At 67.9% G+C, this 20,577-nt stretch carries 24 protein-coding genes; 20 read left to right on the top strand and 4 right to left on the bottom strand.

Annotated features, from left to right (window positions below; translation table 11 throughout):
- Positions 1-22: 22 nt before the first annotated feature.
- A complete protein-coding gene (locus FBZ90_RS16345; protein WP_145733742.1) occupies positions 23-607 on the bottom strand; it encodes an LOG family protein in 585 nt (194 codons plus the stop codon).
- 256 nt (positions 608-863) lie between these two features.
- On the opposite strand from FBZ90_RS16345, the gene FBZ90_RS16340 reads away from it, so the two are divergent.
- From FBZ90_RS16340 to FBZ90_RS16330, 3 genes are all read left to right on the top strand, one after another.
- Positions 864-1,358, top strand: coding sequence for a c-type cytochrome (locus tag FBZ90_RS16340; RefSeq protein WP_145733741.1), 495 nt, complete (start codon positions 864-866; stop codon positions 1,356-1,358).
- A 7-nt stretch (positions 1,359-1,365) separates the two neighbouring features.
- Complete coding sequence (locus tag FBZ90_RS16335; protein ID WP_145733740.1) at positions 1,366-2,085, top strand: cytochrome b/b6 domain-containing protein; 720 nt, start codon at positions 1,366-1,368, stop codon at positions 2,083-2,085.
- Positions 2,086-2,216: 131 nt separating this feature from the next.
- A complete protein-coding gene (locus tag FBZ90_RS16330; protein ID WP_145733739.1) occupies positions 2,217-3,227 on the top strand; it encodes a LysM peptidoglycan-binding domain-containing protein in 1,011 nt (336 codons plus the stop codon).
- 61 nt (positions 3,228-3,288) lie between these two features.
- Here FBZ90_RS16330 and FBZ90_RS16325 read toward each other — a convergent pair whose 3' ends face one another.
- A complete protein-coding gene (locus tag FBZ90_RS16325) occupies positions 3,289-3,753 on the bottom strand; it encodes a hypothetical protein (protein WP_145733738.1) in 465 nt (154 codons plus the stop codon).
- Positions 3,754-4,123: 370 nt separating this feature from the next.
- Here FBZ90_RS16325 and FBZ90_RS16320 point away from each other — a divergent pair, with 370 nt between their 5' ends.
- On the top strand, positions 4,124-5,392 hold the full coding sequence (locus FBZ90_RS16320) for an FAD-dependent monooxygenase (protein WP_186455848.1): 1,269 nt from the start codon (positions 4,124-4,126) through the stop codon (positions 5,390-5,392).
- Here the strand turns inward: FBZ90_RS16320 and FBZ90_RS16315 are convergent.
- Positions 5,389-6,102 (bottom strand): helix-turn-helix transcriptional regulator, encoded by a 714-nt coding sequence (locus FBZ90_RS16315; RefSeq protein ID WP_145733736.1) that lies wholly within the window; start codon positions 6,100-6,102, stop codon positions 5,389-5,391. The two genes, FBZ90_RS16320 and FBZ90_RS16315, sit on opposite strands and share 4 nt — an antisense overlap.
- Before the next feature lie 104 nt (positions 6,103-6,206).
- Here FBZ90_RS16315 and FBZ90_RS16310 point away from each other — a divergent pair, with 104 nt between their 5' ends.
- The 3 genes from FBZ90_RS16310 (at position 6,207) to FBZ90_RS16300 (ending at position 7,888) form a co-directional block, all read left to right on the top strand.
- Positions 6,207-6,764, top strand: coding sequence for a DUF5655 domain-containing protein (locus tag FBZ90_RS16310; RefSeq protein WP_145733735.1), 558 nt, complete (start codon positions 6,207-6,209; stop codon positions 6,762-6,764).
- Positions 6,751-7,260, top strand: a complete 510-nt coding sequence (locus tag FBZ90_RS16305) for a hypothetical protein (RefSeq protein WP_145733734.1) — start codon at positions 6,751-6,753, stop codon at positions 7,258-7,260. Before FBZ90_RS16310 ends, FBZ90_RS16305 begins: the two co-directional genes overlap by 14 nt.
- Before the next feature lie 124 nt (positions 7,261-7,384).
- Positions 7,385-7,888, top strand: a complete 504-nt coding sequence (locus FBZ90_RS16300; RefSeq protein ID WP_145733733.1) for a hypothetical protein — start codon at positions 7,385-7,387, stop codon at positions 7,886-7,888.
- Here the strand turns inward: FBZ90_RS16300 and FBZ90_RS16295 are convergent.
- Entirely contained in the window at positions 7,881-8,705 is an 825-nt protein-coding gene (locus FBZ90_RS16295; protein ID WP_145733732.1) for a DUF2189 domain-containing protein, read from the bottom strand. The genes FBZ90_RS16300 and FBZ90_RS16295 overlap by 8 nt on opposite strands.
- Before the next feature lie 347 nt (positions 8,706-9,052).
- Here FBZ90_RS16295 and ccoN point away from each other — a divergent pair, with 347 nt between their 5' ends.
- The 13 genes from ccoN to FBZ90_RS16230 all read left to right on the top strand — a co-directional run bounded on the left by ccoN (position 9,053) and on the right by FBZ90_RS16230 (position 20,563).
- The gene (gene ccoN / locus FBZ90_RS16290) at positions 9,053-10,534 is read left to right on the top strand and encodes a cytochrome-c oxidase, cbb3-type subunit I (RefSeq protein ID WP_145733731.1); all 1,482 of its coding nucleotides are present in this window, start codon (positions 9,053-9,055) and stop codon (positions 10,532-10,534) included.
- A 15-nt stretch (positions 10,535-10,549) separates the two neighbouring features.
- A complete protein-coding gene (gene ccoO, locus FBZ90_RS16285; protein ID WP_145733730.1) occupies positions 10,550-11,275 on the top strand; it encodes a cytochrome-c oxidase, cbb3-type subunit II in 726 nt (241 codons plus the stop codon).
- Positions 11,276-11,282: 7 nt separating this feature from the next.
- On the top strand, positions 11,283-11,474 hold the full coding sequence (locus tag FBZ90_RS16280) for a cbb3-type cytochrome oxidase subunit 3 (protein ID WP_145733729.1): 192 nt from the start codon (positions 11,283-11,285) through the stop codon (positions 11,472-11,474).
- A 9-nt stretch (positions 11,475-11,483) separates the two neighbouring features.
- Positions 11,484-12,353 (top strand): cytochrome-c oxidase, cbb3-type subunit III, encoded by an 870-nt coding sequence (gene ccoP, locus FBZ90_RS16275; RefSeq protein WP_145733728.1) that lies wholly within the window; start codon positions 11,484-11,486, stop codon positions 12,351-12,353.
- A gap of 322 nt (positions 12,354-12,675) precedes the next feature.
- Positions 12,676-14,262: a cytochrome c oxidase accessory protein CcoG gene (gene ccoG, locus FBZ90_RS16270; RefSeq protein ID WP_246130453.1), complete on the top strand. Its 1,587-nt coding sequence runs from the start codon at positions 12,676-12,678 to the stop codon at positions 14,260-14,262.
- 44 nt (positions 14,263-14,306) lie between these two features.
- Positions 14,307-14,828, top strand: a complete 522-nt coding sequence (locus tag FBZ90_RS16265; RefSeq protein WP_246130452.1) for a FixH family protein — start codon at positions 14,307-14,309, stop codon at positions 14,826-14,828.
- A 19-nt stretch (positions 14,829-14,847) separates the two neighbouring features.
- A complete protein-coding gene (locus FBZ90_RS16260) occupies positions 14,848-17,262 on the top strand; it encodes a heavy metal translocating P-type ATPase (RefSeq protein WP_145733727.1) in 2,415 nt (804 codons plus the stop codon).
- Entirely contained in the window at positions 17,262-17,426 is a 165-nt protein-coding gene (ccoS, locus tag FBZ90_RS16255) for a cbb3-type cytochrome oxidase assembly protein CcoS (RefSeq protein WP_145733726.1), read from the top strand. The genes FBZ90_RS16260 and ccoS overlap by 1 nt, the downstream gene beginning before the upstream one ends.
- A 25-nt stretch (positions 17,427-17,451) precedes the next feature.
- Complete coding sequence (locus FBZ90_RS16250; RefSeq protein WP_145733725.1) at positions 17,452-17,667, top strand: hypothetical protein; 216 nt, start codon at positions 17,452-17,454, stop codon at positions 17,665-17,667.
- Positions 17,668-17,720: 53 nt separating this feature from the next.
- Positions 17,721-18,236: a mismatch-specific DNA-glycosylase gene (locus FBZ90_RS16245; protein ID WP_145733724.1), complete on the top strand. Its 516-nt coding sequence runs from the start codon at positions 17,721-17,723 to the stop codon at positions 18,234-18,236.
- A 200-nt stretch (positions 18,237-18,436) separates the two neighbouring features.
- The gene (locus FBZ90_RS16240) at positions 18,437-19,672 is read left to right on the top strand and encodes a GGDEF domain-containing protein (protein ID WP_145733723.1); all 1,236 of its coding nucleotides are present in this window, start codon (positions 18,437-18,439) and stop codon (positions 19,670-19,672) included.
- Positions 19,673-19,796: 124 nt separating this feature from the next.
- Positions 19,797-20,099 carry a flagellar motor switch protein FliN gene (gene fliN, locus FBZ90_RS16235; RefSeq protein WP_145733722.1) on the top strand — a complete coding sequence of 101 codons (303 nt, stop codon included), beginning with the start codon at positions 19,797-19,799 and terminating at the stop codon, positions 20,097-20,099.
- A 23-nt stretch (positions 20,100-20,122) separates the two neighbouring features.
- Positions 20,123-20,563 (top strand): PaaI family thioesterase, encoded by a 441-nt coding sequence (locus FBZ90_RS16230; protein WP_145733721.1) that lies wholly within the window; start codon positions 20,123-20,125, stop codon positions 20,561-20,563.
- Positions 20,564-20,577: the final 14 nt, after the last annotated feature.

The raw sequence follows: 20,577 nt of genomic DNA, 5'->3' as shown, positions 1-20,577 counted from the left end.
GGTGTCCCGCTCTTGAAACGGCCTACAGCCGTTCCACCGCGATCTTCTGCACGGAGTCCGGCGCCTGCCGCAGCGCCGGCAGGATGGCGTCCACCGTGTCGACGAAGGTGAAATAGGTCTCGATCTCGCCCCGGCCGAAACCGGTGTCGCGGATATGGGTCAGCAGGACCCGCAGCGGGTCCCAATAACCGCCGATGTTGGCGACGACCACCGGCTTGTCATGCAGCCGCAGCTGGCGCCAGGTGATGATCTCGAACGCCTCGTCCAGGGTGCCCAGGCCGCCGGGCATGATGACGAAGGCGTCGGACTTCTCCACCATCATGCGCTTGCGGGTGTGCATGCTGTCGACCACATGCAGCTCGGTCAGGCCGGTATGGTCGACCTCGCGGGCCTGGATGTGGTCGGGGATGATGCCCACGACCTCGCCACCCGCCGCCAGGGCGGCATCCGCGGTGATGCCCATCAGGCCGACGCGGCCGCCGCCATAGACCAGCCGCAGGCCGGTCCGGCCGATCAGCGTGCCCAGCTCGTGGGCGGCCTTCTTGTATTCCTCAGACACCTGGCCCGAGGACCCGCAATAGACACAGACGCTACGCACCTTGGACATTCCTCTCATCCTTATGGAACGGGTCGGTTGGATGGTCGCTGGAACCATCCTCCTCCGACCCAGGCCCCTCCGGCCCGGGATGCCGCCGCCCGATCGCCGCCAGCGGGACGTGTCGCCAGCGGGGCTTGCCGGACAGGTGACGGCCCGTTACACCATCCTTGCGCATCGACTGCAAGCCATCCGGCCAGCGCAGGACGGTCAAGGCCTTAGGATACGTGGTTACACCACGTGGTTATAGACAGGGCAGGAGAATAGAATGCCGCGTGCTTTTCGTGAAGTTCCCCATACCCACCGCGCTGCGCGTCTGGCCGCTGGCCTAGCCATCGCCGCGGCCCTGCTGGGCGGCAGCGTCGCCCACGCGGCCCTAGACCCCACCGAGATCGTCAAGGCCCGCCAGCAGGACATGAAGAAGCTGGGGGGCGGCATGAAGGTGTTCATGGGCTATCTCAAGGACGACAAGGGCACGCCGCAGGATGTGGCCGCCGCCGCCGCCGCCATGGCCGCCGTGACCAAGGGCCTGCCCGACCAATTCACCGAAGGCACCGCCGTGGGCGTGGGCGAGAGTGAGGCGCTGCCCGCCGTCTGGCAGGACAATGCCAAGTTCCGTCAGGGCTTCACCACCATGGCCCAGGCGCTGGACAAGGTCCTGGATCTACCCGCCAACGCCGACAAGGCCGCCATCGGCCAGGCGGTGCAGGCGGTGGGCGGCACCTGCAAGCAGTGCCACGAAACCTATCGCCAGAAGAAGTAAGCCGGGCATGACGCCCACGGATCAGGGCGGGGCCCCTGGGGATCGCATCCCCGTCTGGGACCTGCCCATCCGGCTGTTCCACTGGCTGCTGGTCGCCGACCTGGCCGGCCTGTGGTGGACGGCCACGCACGATGACCTGGCCCTGCATTTCAAGCTGGGTTATGCCGCCCTGGCGCTGTTGCTGTTCCGCCTGTTCTGGGGCGTGGCGGGCAGCGACCAGGCCCGCTTCGCCCGCTTCCTGAAGGGGCCGGCGGCCGTGTTGCGCCATGTGCGCCACATGGTGGCGCCCGGCCCGCTGCCGCTGGAGCGGGGGCATAACGCCCTGGGCGGCTGGGCCGTCGTCGTCCTGCTGCTGGTGCTGCTGGCCCAGGTGGGCACCGGCCTGTTCGCCGTGGATGACGATGGGATGGAGGAGGGGCCGCTGGCCCATAGGGTCAGCGGGGCGGCGGCGAAGCTGGCCCGCCGCCTGCACCATGCCAATTTCACCCTGATCCAGGGGGTGGTGGCCGGCCATGTGGTGGCGGTGCTGTTTTACCTGGTGGTCAAGCGGGAGAACCTGGTGCGGCCCATGGTCACGGGCTGGAAGCGCCTTACCTTCCTGCCAGCGGATGCCGCCGCCGCGGCGTCTGGCGGCGCGGATCGTTCGGGCTGGGCGCCCCGGGGGCGGGCGGCGCTGCTGGCCGTCCTGGCCATCGGCTTGGTGGCGGGCTTGGTCGCTTTCGCCTGACCCGGTGATCATCCGCGCTTGATCGCGTGGGCGCCACCGGGCTATTCCGGGGGTGAACCCCATTCGATCTGGGGGGCTCATAAAACCGGCGGCGGGGGCTGGCCGCCGGGATAATGGCAAAGGAACCGACTGTGACGCAAAACAAGGTCATTGCCGCCGTTGTCGGCGTGGGCGCGCTGGCGCTGCTGGTTTGGGGCTTGTCCCACATGCAGGCCGACCGCACCGCGGGCACGACGCAGGCCCCCGCCCCGGCCACGGCCGAGGCCCCGTCCGGCCCCAGCGCGGTTCCCACCTTCGACGTGGTGCGCGTCAGCCCCGACGGCACGGCGGTCATCGCCGGCCGCGCAATGCCGGGCGCCACCGTCACCATTTCCGATGGCGACAAGGAACTGGGCACCGTCACCGCCGACAAGCGTGGTGAATGGGTGCTGACCCCCACCCAGGCGTTGACCCCCGGTTCCCGCACCCTGTCCCTGAAGATGAAGACGGCGGAAGGCACCGAGGTCGCGGCGGATGAGACGGTGACCCTGGTGGTGCCGGACGCCAAGCGCGACGTGGCCGGGCGCAAGCAGAACGAGACCGGCGGCGCCCTGGCCGTCGTCACCCCGCGCCAGGGCGGCAGCCGGGTGCTGCAGGCCCCGGGCAAGACCGACAAGTCGCTGGCTGTGGCCATCGACACCATCGATTATAACCGCGCCGGCGCCGTCACTGTCGGCGGCGACGCCCCGGCCAAGGCGGAGGTGCAGCTGTACCTGGACAATACCCTGGTGGGCCGCGCCACCGCCGACCTGGCCGGCCGCTGGTCCATCACCCCGGAACGCCTGGTCGATCCCGGCCGCTATACCCTGCGCGTCGACCAGGTGGGGGCGGACGGCAAGGTGGCCGCCCGCGCCGAGGTGACCTTCGAGCGCCAGCCCATCGCCGACAGCGACAGCCGCGCCGTGGTGGTGGTGGCCGGCAACAACCTGTGGACCCTGGCCCGCCACCTCTATGGCGAGGGCATCCAGTACACCACCATCTTCGACGCCAACCAGGAGCAGATCCGCGACCCCAACCTGATCTATCCGGGGCAGATCTTCATCCTGCCGACCACGACAGGGCAGGCCAGTGGAGGGACGGCGGGGGCCGGCGGGCATCACTGACGCGTCAAAGAAAAAACGCCCCGGACAGCGATCTCCGGGGCGTTTTTTTCTGGGTGGCGGCTTACAAATAACTGCCGAATATCCGCAGGTAGGGCCGAGCCTCCTGGATGAACTGCACCGTCTCATACATCAGGTCGGTCAGGCTGACATGGCCCGGCACGTCCTGCTGGCTCAGCACCAGCACCTTCTGCTGTTCGTCGACGATGAAGCGGGCGGTGCGCAGGCTGGCGGTGGCGCGCAGGATGGTCTGCAGCTTGGCGCGCTTCTCCGGCGCCTCGATGGTATAGGGCATGAAGCCGACTTCGGCCCAGATCTGAAACAGAGTGCTTTCGGGCCGCGGGGTGATGGAGACGTGGAACAGCAGGCCGTCCAGGTAGAAATGATGGCGGGAGGGGGAGCGGTCGCTGTTCACCCGGACGGTGCCGTCCTCACCGAACAGCAGGGCGTCCTTGCCCAGCGGCAGGCCCGCCTGGGCGCTTTGCGCCAGGCCCGCGAGGTTCTGGACGGTGACGATCGCCTGTTCCATCGACTGAACGCCCTTTCAATCCCTTAGAGCAAGATGCGATCAGTCGTGATCGCATCTTGCTCTTAACCTGTTCATGATAGAGCGGAACGCGATCAGGTGACTCCACCTGATCGCGTTCCGCTCTAACGCCGGTTCCCTCGTACTGCCGGTTCGGCAGCAGAACAAACCAGATGCATGCTTACCCTTAGGTGCCGTTGGCCGTCCACCTTAATCCCGGGACAATTTCCCCTGACATAAAGGTTCCCTGATATAACGGCACCTTATTGCCAAGGGACGCCTGCGGAAGCACACGCGCGGGCAGCATATCGGCAAAGAACTAACAAGAAGTAAGCGATCCAATTCCCGAGGATGGCGTGGGGAGGAGGCGATCTTGACCAAGGATAGGGATGTGGAGGTCCTGGTGGTCGGGGCCGGCCCCACGGGCCTGGCGCTGGCCGCCATGCTGGGCCGTACCGGCATCGCCGTGCGGGTGATCGACAAGGCGGCGGAACGGTCGCGGAAGTCCAAGGCGCTGGGCGTGCATGCCGGCACGCTGGAAGCCCTGTCGGACGTGTTCGGCCTGGGCCTGCCGGCCCGCATGGTGTCCACGGGCCAGCCGGTGCGCACCGTCCATTTCCACCTTGGGCGGCGGCGCCCCATCGCGGTGGACCTGGGCGGCCTGCCCAGCCCCTATAACTTCGTGCTGGTGCTGCCGCAGGGGGAGACGGAGCGCCTGCTGGCGGAGCAGGCGGCGGCTTTCGACGTGGCCGTCGACTGGAAACACGAACTGACCGGCCTGCGGCAGGATCGCGACGGCGTGCAGTGCGAGGTGCGGCGCCCCGACGGCGCCGTCGAGTTGGTGCGCGCCGCCTATGTCGTGGGCTGCGATGGCGCCCACAGCGTGGTGCGCCGACAGGTGGGCGCCCAGTTTGCCGGCGGCGCCTACCCCGGCACCTTCCTGCTGGCCGACGTCACCCTGGACTGGGGGCCGGGACAGGCGCATTGGGGCCACGACTCCGTCCGCTTCTTCAGTACCGAGGCGGGTGCCATGGCCTTCTTCCCCCTGAAGGATCCCGCGCACGCCGCCGTCGGGCCCACCCTCTGCCGCCTGGTGGTGATTCCCAAGGAGGAACCGCCGGTGCCAGGCGCGGAGATCGACCTCGCCACCTTCGCCACCCTGGCCCGGGCCGTATCCGGCCTGCCCCTGGCGCTGGGGGAGGCGACGTGGCTGACCCGCTTCACCATCCATCACCGCATGGTGAAGCGCCTGCGCCATGGCCGCGTATTCCTGGCGGGTGATGCCGCCCATATCCACAGCCCGGCTGGTGGCCAGGGCATGAACACCGGCATCCAGGATGCCCTCAACCTGGGCGCCCGCCTGACGGAGGCGCTGCGCCGGGCCGCCCCGGACAAGGTGGATGCCGTTCTGGACCGGTACGCCGGGGACCGATTGCCCGTGGCGCGGGGCGTGCTGCGCGGCACCGACCTGATTTCCCGCGTGGGCCTGCTGGCCGACGGCTGGTGGGGCCGGCTGCTGCGCCGCCACATCCTGCCCTTGGTCATCGGCAGCCCGTTCCTGCGCCGGCGCATCGCGTTGACCCTGTCGCAATTGCCGGTGTCGCGCCAGGAGCGGCCGGTGCGGCTGCGGGCGCTGGACTAAACCCCGCTGCCGGCCATCTCCCGCACCACCGCCTCGCCCTTGGCGCGGCGGAAGTCGGCCAGGCGCTTGCCCGGCTCATCCCGGAAGGTCTGCTCCAGCACCTCCGAAGCCCGCAGGCGGTCCAAGCGGAAGCAGCGGAAGTCCGCTTTCAATTCGCACCAGGCGATCAGCAGCCACACAGGCCCGAAGAAGCTGAGCGACAGGGGGCGCACCGATCGCTCGCTCAGGGTGCCGTTCAGGGTTTCATAGGTGATGCGGAGGTACTGCCGCCGCTGGGCAGCGCGCTTCAACTGCAGCAGGTCCACCGCGGGCGGGTGGCGGGTTACCCAAGGGGGCGCCCACAAGATCTCCCGCGCCGCGCTGTCGCGGGCAGCCTGGGGCAGCACGGCCCGGATCTTGGTCAGCGCCATCTCCACCTGTGCGGCCATGGCGCCGTCGCTCCAGATGCTCAGCACCCGGGCGCCGAAGGCCAGGATCTCCGCTTCGTCCTCCGTCAGGGTCAGGGGCGGCAGGAAATAGCCCTGGCCCAGGCTGAAGCCTACGCCGGCCTCTCCCCGGATGGGAACGCCGGCGGCTAGCAGCGCTTCGATGTCGCGGTAAACCGTGCGGGCGGAAACCTCCAAAGCCTCCGCCAGGGTGGCCGCCGTTACCACCGGGCGGCCTCGCAGCAGGTCCAGCAGGATCAACAACCTTTCCGCGCGACGCGCCATCTTGCCACCATGCTGTCAACAGGCCGACCATAGAATGCATGACGGCGCTGGCTTCCGGGAAGACGGTGCGGGTGCCGAAGCCGGGAACAGGAATGGGGGCAGCCATGGCGTCGGTGGAAGATGCGATCGCGACAATGGAACGGAACATCGAGGCGGCTTCGGGGCAGCCGGTGGCCGTGTGGGTAGGACGCATTCGGGCGCAGGGCCTGACCAAGCACGGGGAGATGGTGACTTGGCTGAAAGCGGAGCACGGCTTCGGCCACGGCTATGCCAACCATGTCGCCAAGCGCGCTTTGGCTGACGCGGCGCCGCGCTCGGTCGACGATCCCGTGGCGCACCTATTCGAGGGCAAGGCGGGGCTGCGTCCCCTCCATGACGCGCTGGTCGCGGCGGTGAGGGCTCTTGGGCCCGATGTCGAGGTGGCACCCAAGAAGGCCAATGTCAGCATCCGCCGGCGCAAACAGTTCGCCTTGATTCAGCCATCGACGCGCACCCGCCTCGATCTGGGCCTGGTGTTGAAGTCCCGTTCGCCGGAAGGCCGGCTGGAGGCGTCGGGCAGTTTCAACGCCATGTTCACCCACCGGGTGAAGCTGGCGGCCGTGACCGATGTGGATGCCGAAGTGCTGGGCTGGCTGAAGGAGGCGTACGATGAGGCGGTTTGAGCGCGGATTGGCTGCGGCCGCGCTGGCGGTGGCGGCGTTGATGCCCCATGCGAAGGCGGCGGAGTCGCTGGCGGCCCTCTCTTTCCTGGTGGGCGAACGCGTTGCCGACCCCGTTTCCGGTGGGCGGCCCAATCAGGGGGGCAAGTCGGAGATCAGGCCCGACCTGAACGGCAGCCTGCTGGTGCGCCGCGACCACACCCATATGGCTGAGGGCGGCGACCTGGACATGATCATGACCATGTATGCGGAAGGCGGGTACTTGCGCGCCGATTTCTTCGACACGGCCGGGCACGTCATCCACTATCACGTGACGGAATTGGCGCCGGGCCGGCGCGTCCAGTTCACCAGTGACCCGGCGCCGGCGGCCCCCACCTTCCGCCTGACATACGAAGGGCTGGCGGGCGGCCGACTGGCCGTCCGGTTCGAGATCGCGCCGCCGGGGCCGCAGCCGTCCTTCACGCTGTTCACCGATGGGACCTTGTCGCCGTCGCCGTGATAAGTGCTGTGCAGGCGACTCCATCCCCCCTTCCGCGCATGCCCGCCCGCCATTGGCGCCGCTTTGATCCATCGGGTGGCCTGGGTATACAAGGGGTGGTGGCAGCCCAGACAGGATGAACCCCGTGGTCAGACGCGTTTACGCCCGCAAGGAGGTGGTGGGTCTTCTCGACGCGCTGGAGCGTCAGGCGCGGGAATCCACGCAATTGGCCAAGCAGGCGGAGGCCGCGGCCGCCCGCGACAGTTTCGAGGCCTACAACGCCTTCCGCAACAAGGTGGGGGAGTTCCGCGCCCTGTGTATCCTGGTGGAGGGGCGCCTGCGCAGCATGGACGGCCCGGCGGATGACGTGCGTGAGCGCTATGCCCAGCTGGACACCCTGATGCTGAGCCTGCTGGTGCGCGCCAGCATGCGATTCTTTTTCGTGCTGTCGGCCAAGACCGTGCTGCCGCTGGGCGCCCGCGAAATCTTTGTGACCGAGCTGCGCAGCCTTTACGAGGCCAGCGAAAAGCTGCGCAAGCCGGAATACGCCAGCCGCCTGAACGAATCCATCCGTGGCGAGCTGGAGACGGCGGAGATGATCCTGGAAGAGATCATCGACAAGGCGCCCTCCATGCTGCAGTTCAGCTGACGGCTGAACGGGCCGGCGCCGCCTCCGCCGGCAGGCGCACCACGTCGCGGTAGGCATGCCAGCTGGCGTGCCCGATCAGGGGCAGCAGCGGCACCAGGCCGATGAACAGCGTCGCCATGCCCAGCGCCACCGACCCCGCGATCAGGGCGGCCCACAGCAGCATGGCCCGGGGGCTGGCGCGCACGGCCATGATGCTGGTGGCGACGGCCATGAAGACGCCGACATCCCGGTCCATCAACAGAGGCAGGGTCACGACGCTGATGGTGAAGGTGGTCAGGGCCAGGGCGGCGCCCAAGACCGTGCCCACGATCAGGAAGGGCAGGGCCTCCGGCGTCAGCAGCGTGGCGGCCACGCTTTCTGGCGCCACATGCACGTCGCCCAGCATCAGGGCGTAGAGCAGGGTGGCCAGGCGCACCCAGAACAGATGCAGCAGCAGCAGCACGACGCCAAAGGCGCCGATGGCCGGCAGGTTGCCGCGCCAGGCGTTGAGGCAGGCGGCCGCGTCGGGGGGCAAACCCTGTTCCTGCCGCCGCGACGCCTCGTAAAAGGTGACCGACAGCAGGGGGGCCAGCAGCATGAAGCCGCCGGTCAGCGGCAGCAGCAGGGCCAGCCAGCCGCCCAGGAGGATCAGCGCCGTCGCGAAGAAGCCCACCGACGCCAGGATCAGGCCGTAACCCAGGCTGATGGTCGGCGTGGCCGCCATATCGGCGGCACCGAGCCGCAGCCATAGCCAGGGCCTGTCCATGGGTACCCGTCGCACGGCGGGGGAGGGGTGGGTGAATACCGGAATCAGCGTCCCGTTCGTCGTCGCCGTCATCGCCGCGCGCCCCTTTCTTCCTTATGGCGTTCCCATGGTAACGCCCAGAAGTTGCAACGCCAACCGCCCGGATAAGACTTTTTGATCTTTGGCGGCCATCTTGCCGCGTATCCGCCTATCCGTCACTCACCCAACAGTACGCCAGGTGGAAGGGTGGCGGCTTGACGCAGGTCAATGCGTCTGAGTGTGCCCACCATCACAGTGCCGACGCTGAGGAGCATCGGTCCCGTCGCCCGACGGACATCTGGGAAACCAGGCCGGCCGGTGCCCGCAATCGTTGTCTTAAGAGACGAGGTCCGGGGGTCAACCCGGGTCCCTGCCGCTTGAGCCCATATTCGGGGGGTGTCATGAGTGTAGCGGTTTCCGGGGGGGTGCCCATAACGGCGGCCCAACCCGCCAGCCGGGAAGCCTATGTGGAGGATGTGGTCCGCGCGTTCACCATCGCGACCATGTTCTGGGGTATCGCCGCCTTCACGGTCGGTGTCCTCATTGCCTTTCAGTTGGCGTTTCCCGCGCTGAATTTCGGATTGGAATGGACCAGCTTCGGCCGCGTGCGGCCGCTGCACACGTCCGCGGCCATTTTCGCCTTTGGTGGCAACGCGCTGCTGGGCACCTCCTTCTTCGTGGTCCAGCGCACCTGCCGCGCGCCCCTGTTCGGTGGCGCCCTGCCGGCCTGGTTCATCTTCTGGGGCTATCAGCTGTTCATCGTGCTGGCCGGCACGGGCTACCTGATGGGCATCACCCAGGGCAAGGAATATGCCGAGCCCGAGTGGTACACCGACCTGTGGCTGACCATCGTCTGGGTGGCCTACCTGATCGTGTTCGCCGGCACGCTGATCAAGCGGCGTGAGCCGCACATCTACGTGGCCAACTGGTTCTACCTGGCGTTCATCATCACCATCGCCATGCTGCACATCGTCAACAACCTGGCGGTGCCTGTCAGCTTCACCGGCACGAAGAGCTACGGCGCCTTCGCCGGTGTGCAGGACGCGATGATCCAGTGGTGGTACGGCCATAACGCGGTGGGCTTCTTCCTGACCGCCGGCTTCCTGGGCATGATGTACTACTTCATCCCCAAGGCGGCGGAGCGGCCGGTTTATTCCTACCGCCTGTCCATCATCCACTTCTGGGCCCTGATCTTCCTGTACATCTGGGCCGGCCCGCACCACCTGCACTACACGGCCCTGCCGGACTGGACGCAGACCCTGGGCATGGTGTTCTCCATCATGCTGTGGATGCCCAGCTGGGGCGGCATGATCAACGGCATCATGACCCTGTCGGGCGCTTGGGACAAACTGCGCACCAACCCGTCCCTGCGGTTCACCGTCACCGCCGTCGCCTTCTACGGCATGAGCACCTTCGAAGGCCCGGTCATGTCGATCAAGCCGGTGAACGCGCTCAGCCACTACACCGACTGGACCATCGGCCACGTGCACTCCGGTGCCCTGGGCTGGGTCGCCTTCGTCACCTTCGGCGCCCTGTACTACCTGGTGCCGGTGCTGTGGCGGCGTAAGGGGCTGTGGAGCCAGACGCTGGTCGAATGGCACTTCTGGACCGCCACCCTGGGCATCGTGCTCTACATCACCTCCATGTGGGTGTCGGGCATCATGCAGGGCCTGATGTGGCGCGCCTACGACGACATGGGCTTCCTGCAGTACTCGTTCGTCGAGACGGTGGCCGCCATGCATCCCTACTACATCATCCGCGGCATGGGCGGCGTCCTGTTCCTGACCGGCGCCATCATCATGGCCTTCAACCTGATCCGCACCGTGAAGAACGGCCAGCCGCTGGCGGAAGACCGGCCCGCGGGCCTGGTCGCGGCCGAGTGAGCGGAGGGACGAAAAATGAAATTCTCTCACGCCATCGTCGAAAAGAACGTCGTCATCCTGGCGCTGCTGACCCTGATCACCGTGTCCATCGGTGGCCTGGTGCAGATCGTGCCCCTGTTCTCCATCGAAACCACGATCGAGCGGGTGGGTGGCGTGCGCCCCTACACCCCGCTGGAGCAGATGGGCCGCAACATCTACATCCGTGAAGGCTGCTACGTCTGCCACAGCCAGCAGATCCGCACCTTCCGCGATGAGGTGGAGCGCTATGGCCCCTACAGCCTGGCGGCGGAAAGCATGTACGACCATCCCTTCCAGTGGGGGTCCAAGCGTATCGGTCCGGATCTGGCCCGCGTCGGCGGCAAGTATTCCAACGACTGGCACGTCGCCCACCTGAAGAATCCGCGCGCCGTGGTGCCGGAATCGATCATGCCGACCTACGCCTTCCTGGCCAGCCGGCCCCTGTCGGTGCCCAACATTCAGGATCACCTGAAGACCCTGCGCACCGTGGGCGTTCCCTACACGGACGACATGATCGCCAACGCCGCCGCCGACCTGAAGGCCCAGGCCGACCCGGACGCCGACACCAGCGGCTTGCTGAAGCGGTACCCGAAGGCGGTGGTGGGCAAGTTCAACACCGAAAGCCCCGAGCTGACGGAGATGGACGCCCTGGTGGCCTACCTGCAGATGCTGGGCACGCTGGTCGAGTTCAGCAAGCTGCAGCCCGAAGACCTGCACCAGTGAGGCGATCATGGAAGAATTCCACGCCCTGATCTCGCAGGTTTGGTTGCTGTGGTTCGTGGCCTTGTTCAGCGGCATCGGCATCTGGGTCTACTGGCCCTCGCACCGCCGCCGCCTGGACGCCTGCGCCCGTATCCCGCTGCTGGATGACGCCGATCACCCGCTGCCCGCGCGGCGGCCGGCGCCGACAATGAAAGGCTGAGGTCCTCCCATGTCGACCCACATCGAAAAAGACGCCCATACGGGCCGGGAGACCACCGGCCATGAATGGGACGGCATCAAGGAACTGAACACGCCCCTGCCCAAGTGGTGGCTGTACACCTTTTATGCCTGTATCGCCTTCGCCCTGGTCTACACCGTGCTGTATCCCGCCTGGCCCAGCCTGCACTCCCACACCAAGGGCGTGCTGGGCTGGACCCGGCGCGACACGGTGAAGTCCGAGCTGGACACCCGCCAGCAGGCGCTGGCGCCCATCAAGGCCAAGTTGCTGGCCACGCCCATCGGCGACGTCGAGAAGGACCCGGACCTGCGCAACTACGTGCAGGCCGCCGGCCACATCGCCTTCGCCGAGAACTGCGCCGCTTGCCACGGCGCCGGCGGCGCCGGCGGCAAGGGCTTCCCCAACCTGGCCGACGACGATTGGCTGTGGGGTGGCTCGCCGGAGCAGATCCTGCAGACCGTCACCTACGGCGTCCGTAACTCCAACCCGGACTCCCGCGTGTCGGACATGCCGCGCTTCGGCGCTGATGGCCTGCTGACCAAGGAGCAGATCAACGACGTGGCGGAGTATGTGCTGAGCCTGTCGAACACCGGAACGGACAAGGCGGCCGCCGGCCGCGGCGCCCAGGTGTTCGCGGACAACTGCGCCGCCTGCCATGGCGAAAAGGGTGAGGGTAACCCCGACGTGGGCGCCCCCCGCCTGAACGACGCCATCTGGCTCTATGGCGGGGACAAGGCCACGGTCGTCCAGACCATCACCTACGCCCGGCGTGGCAGCATGCCGGCGTGGAGCGAGCGCCTGGACCCGGCCACCGTCAAGTTGTTGGCCGCTTACGTGCATAGCTTGGGTGGCGGGAAGTAAGTGATCGGGGGATGGTTTCCCGCCTTCCCCCATCCCCCGATATCCTACTTTCGTAGACCACTACCCCAGGTATTGCACGTGAACCCCCGCCGCGTCCCCATCCGGCGGGGGTTTTTCTTTGCCCGGATCACAGTTCGCGCGCTTTGCAAGCGGTTGTTTTCACGCCCGTGACCTGCCGTCGCGGGCAAGGGGCGGGCCACGCCGGGTTGATCTATCGCAAGGCGAGAGAAACGGTCCGGGCCTAGGTTCCCCCCATATCCGCGTTGGTGGCCCAACCGTTAGGCCACGCCCCGCACGCGGTCGACACGAATGGACCGACGCCATGGACACGACTCCCAAGGATGGCCGCCCCGGCGGTGAGGCTCAGGACGCCGAGGTGCTGGACCGTCCCACCGCCAAGCCGGCGCGCGCCGACAGTGCCCGCGAGGGCCGCCCCCGCTCCATCAAGGCGGATTTGGGCAATGGGGACGGCGGCAGCCTGTATGCCGAGCATATCAAGGTCTATCCCAAGGCCGTGTCCGGCCGGTACCGTACCATCAAGTGGGCCGTCCTGGCCCTTTGCCTCGCCGTTTATTACACCGTGCCGTGGCTGCGTTGGGACCGCGGGCCCGGCGCGCCGAATCAAGCCATCCTCATCGATCTTTCCGCGCCGCGCGCCTATTTCTTCGGCATCGAGATTTGGCCGCAGGAGGTCTACTACATCACCGGCCTGCTGGTGCTGGCCGCCGTGGGCCTTTTCCTGGTGACGGCTCTGGCTGGGCGTGTCTGGTGCGGCTACGCCTGTCCCCAGACGGTGTGGACTGACCTGTTCATGGCGGTTGAGCGCTGGACTGAGGGCGACCGAGGCGCGCGTATCCGCCTGGATCGCCAGCCCTGGAACCGGGAAAAGTTCCTGCGCAAGACCGCCAAGCATGCCGCCTGGCTGGCCATTTCGCTCGCCACCGGCGGCGCCTGGATCCTGTACTTCGACGATGCGCCCACGGCGCTGATGGGGCTGGTCACCGGCCACGCCACGATCAGCGAATATTTCTTCGTCGGCCTGTTCACCACCACCACCTATGTCCTGGCGGGTTGGGCCCGGGAACAGGTCTGCACCTACATGTGCCCGTGGCCGCGCATCCAGGGATCGATGCTGGACGTCCATTCCCTGGTGGTGACCTATGAGGCTTGGCGGGGTGAGCGGCGCGGGCCGCACAAGGCCGGCACCAGTTGGGAAGGCCGGGGCGACTGCATCGACTGCGGCCAGTGCATCGCCGTCTGCCCCACCGGCATCGACATCCGTGACGGCCAGCAGTTGGAATGCATCGGTTGCGGCCTGTGCATCGACAGTTGCAACGACATCATGGCCAAGGTGGGCCGCCCGTCCAACCTGATCCGCTTCGACACCCTGGCCAACCAGGAGACGAAGGCCGGTGGGCAGGCCAATCGCTATCGCCTGCTGCGGCCGCGCGTGGTGATCTATGCCCTGGTGCTGGCGATCGTGGCGGGGGTCATGCTGACGGCCCTGGAAACGCGCACCACCATGAGCATCAGTGTGCTGCGCGACCGGGCGCCCCTGTATGTCACCCTTTCGGATGGCTCCCTGCGCAACGGCTACACCGTCAAGGTCATCAACAAGCGGCGGGGCGAGAGCGCCTTCCAATTGGGCGTTGTCGGCCAGCCGGGCGCCACCGTCGCGGTGCAGGATGTGGGCGAGGCCCACGGCGGCGAAGGCGTGACCCTGCCTGTGCACGGCGACGCGGTCGCCACCTTCCGCGTCTTCGTCAGCCTGCCGCGCCAGTCGATGACGCGCGACGGCGGCGCCCAGGGCTCCATCCCCTTGGTGTTCAGCCTGACGGAGCAAGGGGTGACCCCCACCCATGCCACCTTCTACGAGGGTGTGTTCATGGGCCCCGGCGCCAAGCCCTGATCCCAAGCCGATTTGCAGGACCCGATTTGCAGGAAAGGACCGCCATGACCGTCATCGAACTGCCCCGCCGGTCACCGCCCCCCGCCCAGGCCAAGCGCTCCCTGATCCCCTGGATCTTCGTGGGTGGCATGGGCGTGGTGATCGTGGTGAACAGCATCCTGATCTACTACGCCCTGCACAGCTGGACCGGCATCGTGACCGCCAAGCCCTATGAGCGCGGCATCGAGTACAACAAGGTGCTGGAGGCTCAGGCCCAGCAGGATGCCCTGGGCTGGGTGTTCGACGCGGATATCGAGCCGGTGGCCAAGGATTCCCAGGGGAACAGCGTGCTGACCGTGCGCATCACCGGCCCGGATGGCGCCGCCCTGGAGGGCATGGCCCTGACCGGCCGCCTAGTCCGCCCCATCGACATCATGCCCGACGTGCCGCTGACCTTCACCGCCGCCGGCAACGGCCGCTACACCGCCAGCGTCGCCCTGCCCAAGCATGGGCAATGGGATCTGAAGCTGAAGGCGGAGAAGGGGGCCAACTGGTACCACCTGACCCGCCGGCTGTTCGTGAAGTAGGAAACGGGGAACGACGGCCATGCCCTTGGACAGCGTGACGACGCACTGCCGGCATTGCGGCCAGCCCCTGCTGGGGGCGGCGACGGAGCGGGGCGCCTTCTGCTGCCAGGGGTGCGCCGGCGCCTATACCCTGATCCACGACCTCGGCCTGGACGCCTATTATGATCGCCGTCCCCTGGACGCGGCCGCGCCGGCGGCCACGGTGGAGGAGGGCGAGGGCGCCGACCCCCTGCTGGGCCTGCCCGAGGCGGTGGCCACGGCGCCGGACGGCACCTGCCTGCTGCGTCTCAGCGTCGATGGCCTGCATTGCGGCGCCTGCCTGTGGCTGATCGAGGCGGCGGTGACCAAGCACCATCCGGAGGTGCAGTCCGCCCGCGCCAACCTGACCACCCGCTGCCTGACCCTGCGCTGGACCGGCGCGCCGGCCAAGGCGGTGGAGTATGCCCGGCTGGTCACCGGCCTGGGCTATCGCGTTGCCCCCTTTGGCGCCGGTGGCACGGCGGCGGTGGCCGACCCGGCGGCGGCGCAGGAACGGGCGCTGCTGCGCCGCATGGCCCTGGCTGGCTTCGCCGCCGCCAACGTCATGCTGCTGTCCGTGTCGGTCTGGTCGGGCGCCGACGCCATGGGCGACGCCACCCGCACCCTGCTGCACTGGGTGTCGGCCCTGATCGCCCTGCCCACGGTGGCCATCGCCGGGCAGCCGTTTTTCCAGTCGGCGCTGGCAGCGCTACGGGCTGGCCGTACCAACATGGATGTGCCCATTTCGGTGGGCGTGCTGCTGACCACGGGCATGAGCCTGGTGATGACGGCCCACCATGGGGAGCACGCTTATTTCGACGGCGCCGTCATGCTGCTGTTCTTCCTGCTGGTCGGCCGCTATCTGGACAGCCGGTCGCGGGGCCGTGCGCGGTCGGCCGCCGCCCATCTGCTGGCCTTGAACCAGGCGCCGGTGACGGTGCTGGGCGCCGATGGCCTGCCCCAGATCCTGCCCCCCGCCCGCGTGCCGCTGGGCGCCACGGTCCTGGTGGCGGCGGGGGAGCGCATCGGCGTCGATGGCACGGTGGCCGAGGGCGTGTCCGACCTGGACGCCAGCCTGGTGACGGGGGAGACGCTGCCCCTGGCGGTGGCGCCCGGCGCCCAGGTCTTCGCCGGCATGATCAACCGTACCGCCCCCTTGCGCCTGACCGCCACGGCCAGCGGCGAGGGCACGCTGCTGGCGGAGATGGTGCGCCTGCTGGAGGCGGCGGAGCAGGGGCGGGCGCGTCATGTCCTGCTGGCCGACCGCATCGCCCGGGCCTATACCCCGGTGGTGCACCTGACGGCGCTGGCCACCTTCCTGGCCTGGGTGTTCCTGGGCGGGGCCGCCTGGTACCAGGCCCTGCTGATCGCCGTGTCCGTCCTGATCATCACCTGCCCCTGCGCCCTGGCGCTGGCCGTGCCGGCGGTGCAGGTGACGGCCAGCGGCCGGCTGATGCGCCAGGGCATCCTGCTGAAATCCGCCTCGGCCCTGGAACGCCTGGCGCCGGTCGACACCGTGGTGTTCGACAAGACGGGAACCCTGACCCTGGGCCGGCCCGACCTGCTTCCCGATCCCACCCTGACGGCGGCGGAGCTGGAGTTGGCGGCCACCCTGGCCCGCGCCTCCCGCCATCCCCTGTCGCGGGCGCTGGCCCGCGCCGCCGGGCCCGGCCCCGTGGCCGATGGCGTGGTCGAGGTGCCGGGCGGCGGCCTGCGCTGGCAGGGACCCGATGGCTTCGTCCGGCTGGGATCGCGGGGCTTCTGCGGCGTAAGCGATGCCGGGGAGGGGCAGGCGGGCTCGGAACGGCCGGGACCGGAGTTATGGCTGGCCCGCTGCGGCCACCCGCCCCGCCGCCTCCGCTTCGCCGATCGCCCCCGCCGCGACGCCGCCGCCGTGGTGGCCGGCCTCAAGGCCCAGGGTTACCGGGTGGAACTGCTGTCGGGCGACCGGGCGGTCACCGCCCAGGCCCTCGCGGCGGATGTCGGCATCGACATCGTGCGGGCCGATGCCCGACCGGCGGACAAGTGCGCCCACCTGGCGGCGCTGCGGGCGCAGGGGCGCCGGGTGCTGATGGTGGGCGACGGTCTCAACGACGCCGCGGCCCTGGCCGCCGCCGACGTGTCGCTGAGCCCCGCCAGCGCCGTGGACGTCACCCAGACGGCGGCTGACGTGGTGTTCCAGGGCGATGGCCTGGCGGCTGTGGCGGAGACGCTGGCCGTGGCGCGGCGGGCGCGCACCCTTGTGCGCCAGAATCTGGGCTTCACCCTGCTGTACAACCTGTGCGCCGTGCCGGTGGCCATCGCCGGCCTGGCGACACCCTTCGTGGCTGCCGCCGCCATGTCGGGCTCGTCCCTGGCGGTCATGGCCAACGCCCTGCGCCTGGGGGGCAAGAAACCCCGCGATGGAGGTCACTGATGAACAGCCTGCTTTTCCTTATCCCCGCCGCCCTGCTGCTGGGCGGGCTGGGGCTTTGCGCCTTCCTCTGGGCGGTGCGCGATGGCCAGTTCGAGGATCTCGAGGGCTCCGCCACCCGCATCCTGTACGAGGATGAAACGCCGCTGCCCAAGCGGCACACCTGATCCGTTTAGTCTGATGGAGTGAGTCATGAAAGCGTCCAATACCCTGCCGGCGATCTTCGTTCATGGCATGGGCATCATCGTGGCCGTGCTGGGCCTGTTCTTCGCCGCCGGGTCCACCGATCTGGCGGGCTACATCGACGGCCTGCTGTTCGTCGCCTTCGGCGTGCTGGTCAACTTCTTCACCATCGCCCGCACCATCGGCGGGCATGCTGACGAGCTGGCGCAGCAGCCGGCGGAGTGACCCAAGCGGGGTAGGCACTGGCGCGGGATGGGGGGCATCCCTATCTTTGCGCCATGCTGATCCCCGACGTTCTCGCGCCTAGTCTCGATTTGGTGTTTTGCGGTACGGCGCCCAGCCGTGCCTCCATGGCGGCCAAAGCCTATTACGCCAAGCCCGGCAACGCCTTCTGGCCCAGCCTGCACGCCGCCGGTTTCACGCCCACGCGGCTTAATCCGCAGGATTATCCCACCCTGCCGACGCTGGGCCTGGGGTTGACGGACCTGAACAAGACCCAGTTCGGCAATGACGTCGATCTGGACCCGGCCGCCTATGACGTGGCGGCCTTCGTGGACAAGATGCGCCGTCATCGCCCCGCCGCCGTTGCCTTCACCAGCAAGACGGCCGCCTCGGTGTTCCTGGCCGGTCATTTCGGCCTGACCGGCAGTCCCCCCTACGGGCGCCAAGCCCAGGATTTCGAGGGCACCGCCCTGTTCGTCCTGACGTCGCCGTCGGGGCAGGCGCGGCGCTTCTTCACGCTGGAACCCTGGCGGGAGGCGGCGGCCTTCGTCGCTGCCCGTCGCCGCGCGTAAAACCAAAACGCTTAATTTTGCAGATCTGCATTTCCAAGTGGTGCACTCGTATGGCGCGCTCCGTTAACAGTTGTATGATACAAACCACATATGGTTTGGTCGCCGACTGATGGATTAACGCGTGCCAAGTGGCATTGCTATCCTGATCGTTCGTCCGGGCATATTCATCATTTCCGCCGACGCGGGGATGGCGGGGCGAGATGAACATCCTGACACTTCTCATCGTCAATATTCTGCTTCATGTCGTCGCCGTCTTGTGTCTGTTCCCGGTAGGCCGCACGCTGAAGGCGGGTACCGCGGTCTGGTTCTGGATCTTGTCGAACCTGTTGCAGGCCGCGGGCCTGTTGATGGTGATGGCGCCCTATCCGGCTCCGGGCCGGCCCCAACCCATTTTCAGCCTGGTCGGCAATCTGCAGCTCGACTGGGGGACGATGCTGGCTTACGTCGGGATCCAGTCCTTCCTGAACCGGCCACGGCGTACGCTTTGGCTGCTGGTGCCGGCGGGTATCCTGTCCTGCGCCAAGATCGGCGTTTACGCCACGGCGGGCCTGTACCTTCCCGTCAATGTCATCCTGGGATGCGGATGCCGGTTCCTCCTGGCGGTGGGCACCGCTTGGTTGTTGCTGCGTTACGCGGATCGGGACATGCGGATGGCGGCCTGGACCATGGCTGGTTTCAATTTGGCCTGGGCCGCTGTGCTGTTGACCCGGATGGTTTGGGAAGCGTTCCAGGTCCTGCCCCATGGCGACATGGTGATCGGCGACCTGCGTGAGCCGACATCCTCGATGGCCTTGCTGTTGCGGGTCGGGGTCACCTTCACGCTGACCCTGGGGTATCTTTGGATGGTGGGGCAGCGCCTGCAGGCGCGCCTGGTCGCCCTGGCGGACCAGGATCCCCTGACCGGCATCGCCAACCGGCGCGTGCTGTGGGAGAAGGGCGCCCGCATGGTCGCCCGCGCCCACCAGAACCGGGAAGCGCTGGGCGTGCTGATGGTCGACATCGACCATTTCAAGGCCATCAACGACCGGTGGGGACACGGCACGGGCGATGTGGTGATCACGCGCGTGGCGCAAACCATCGCCGATGTCATACGCGCCACCGATGTGCTGGGCCGTATCGGCGGGGAAGAGTTCGCCATCATCCTGCCGGAGGCCGAAGCGGTTACCGTGGCCACGGTGGCGGACCGAATTCGCCGGGCGGTGGAGCAACTGGTAATCGACCCCGGAACGGCGATCCGATGCACCGTCAGTGTCGGCCGGGCCAACATCGTTCCGGATGTCGGCTGGGATACCCTGGTCGATGCCGCCGACCAGGCGCTCTATCGCGCCAAGGCCGGTGGCCGCAACCGGGTGGAAGCCCACACCTGGGAGGGCAGGGGGCGGGAAGCGCCCACTCCGCCCGAAGCCCCCGGCCTGGCCGCCGCCTGCATGATATGACGGGCGATGATGGTCAGCGGGGGCAGCCGGTTCTAGCGCCAAATCGCTTTCCCCCCGGCTGCCCGGTCATGGTAATGTCATTCCGCATCCCACGGACGGGATTGGCGATTACGGGTCCGACGACATGAGCAACCAGGACGATATCGATGCCATGTTCGGCGGCGGTGGTCCCGCGATGGGCACGTCGACGGAGCTTTCGGCCATCTATGACACGATGGTCGAGGTGTCGGTGGTGCTGGGAACCTCCACCATCCGGGTGCGGGATCTTCTGAAGCTGGGCCGTGGCGCCATCGTGGAACTGGACCGCAAGATCGACGATCTGTCCGACATCATCGTTTCCGGCCGCACCGTGGGCCGGGGCGAGGTCACCATCGTCGAGGACAAGATCGCCGTCACCTTCCGCGAGTTCACGCGGGTTAACGGCTGACATCGTACCCAGGGGGCACGGGCATGATGGCGGATGGCGCCGCTGACACGAATGCCGAAGGTTGGGCGCTGTGCCCAGTGACGCCCGGCTTCGTCGCCCACATTGGCCCTTTTTGGGAGGGCCGGCCGGCCCGGGGCGGCGGCTATGGCGGTTGGGTCCGCGCCTTCGTGGCCGATGAACGCCACCTGGCCGCTGGCGGCCAAATCCACACCTCCGTCCTTGCCGCGTTCGCCGAATTGGTCTGCCTGCGCGCCATCAGCGATGAGGGCGTGCCGGAAAGCGAGGCGGTGCTGCTGAACTTGTCGCTGAACCATCTGGGCAGCGGGCCGCGGGGCACCCTGGTTCAGGGTGAGGCGCGGCTGATCCGGCGCAACTGGTCACAACTGGTGACCGAGTTCCGCATCCACGACGGCGATCGCCCCCTGGCGGCCGGCAGCGCGCTGTGGAGCCTGGCCGGCGCGTGACGGGCCCGGCGACG

Source organism: Nitrospirillum pindoramense, from assembly GCF_007827955.1.
In the GTDB taxonomy this organism is placed as follows: domain Bacteria; phylum Pseudomonadota; class Alphaproteobacteria; order Azospirillales; family Azospirillaceae; genus Nitrospirillum; species Nitrospirillum amazonense_B.
The sequence above is the reverse complement of the archived record's forward strand: the minus strand, read 5'-3'. Positions and strand labels throughout refer to the sequence as shown.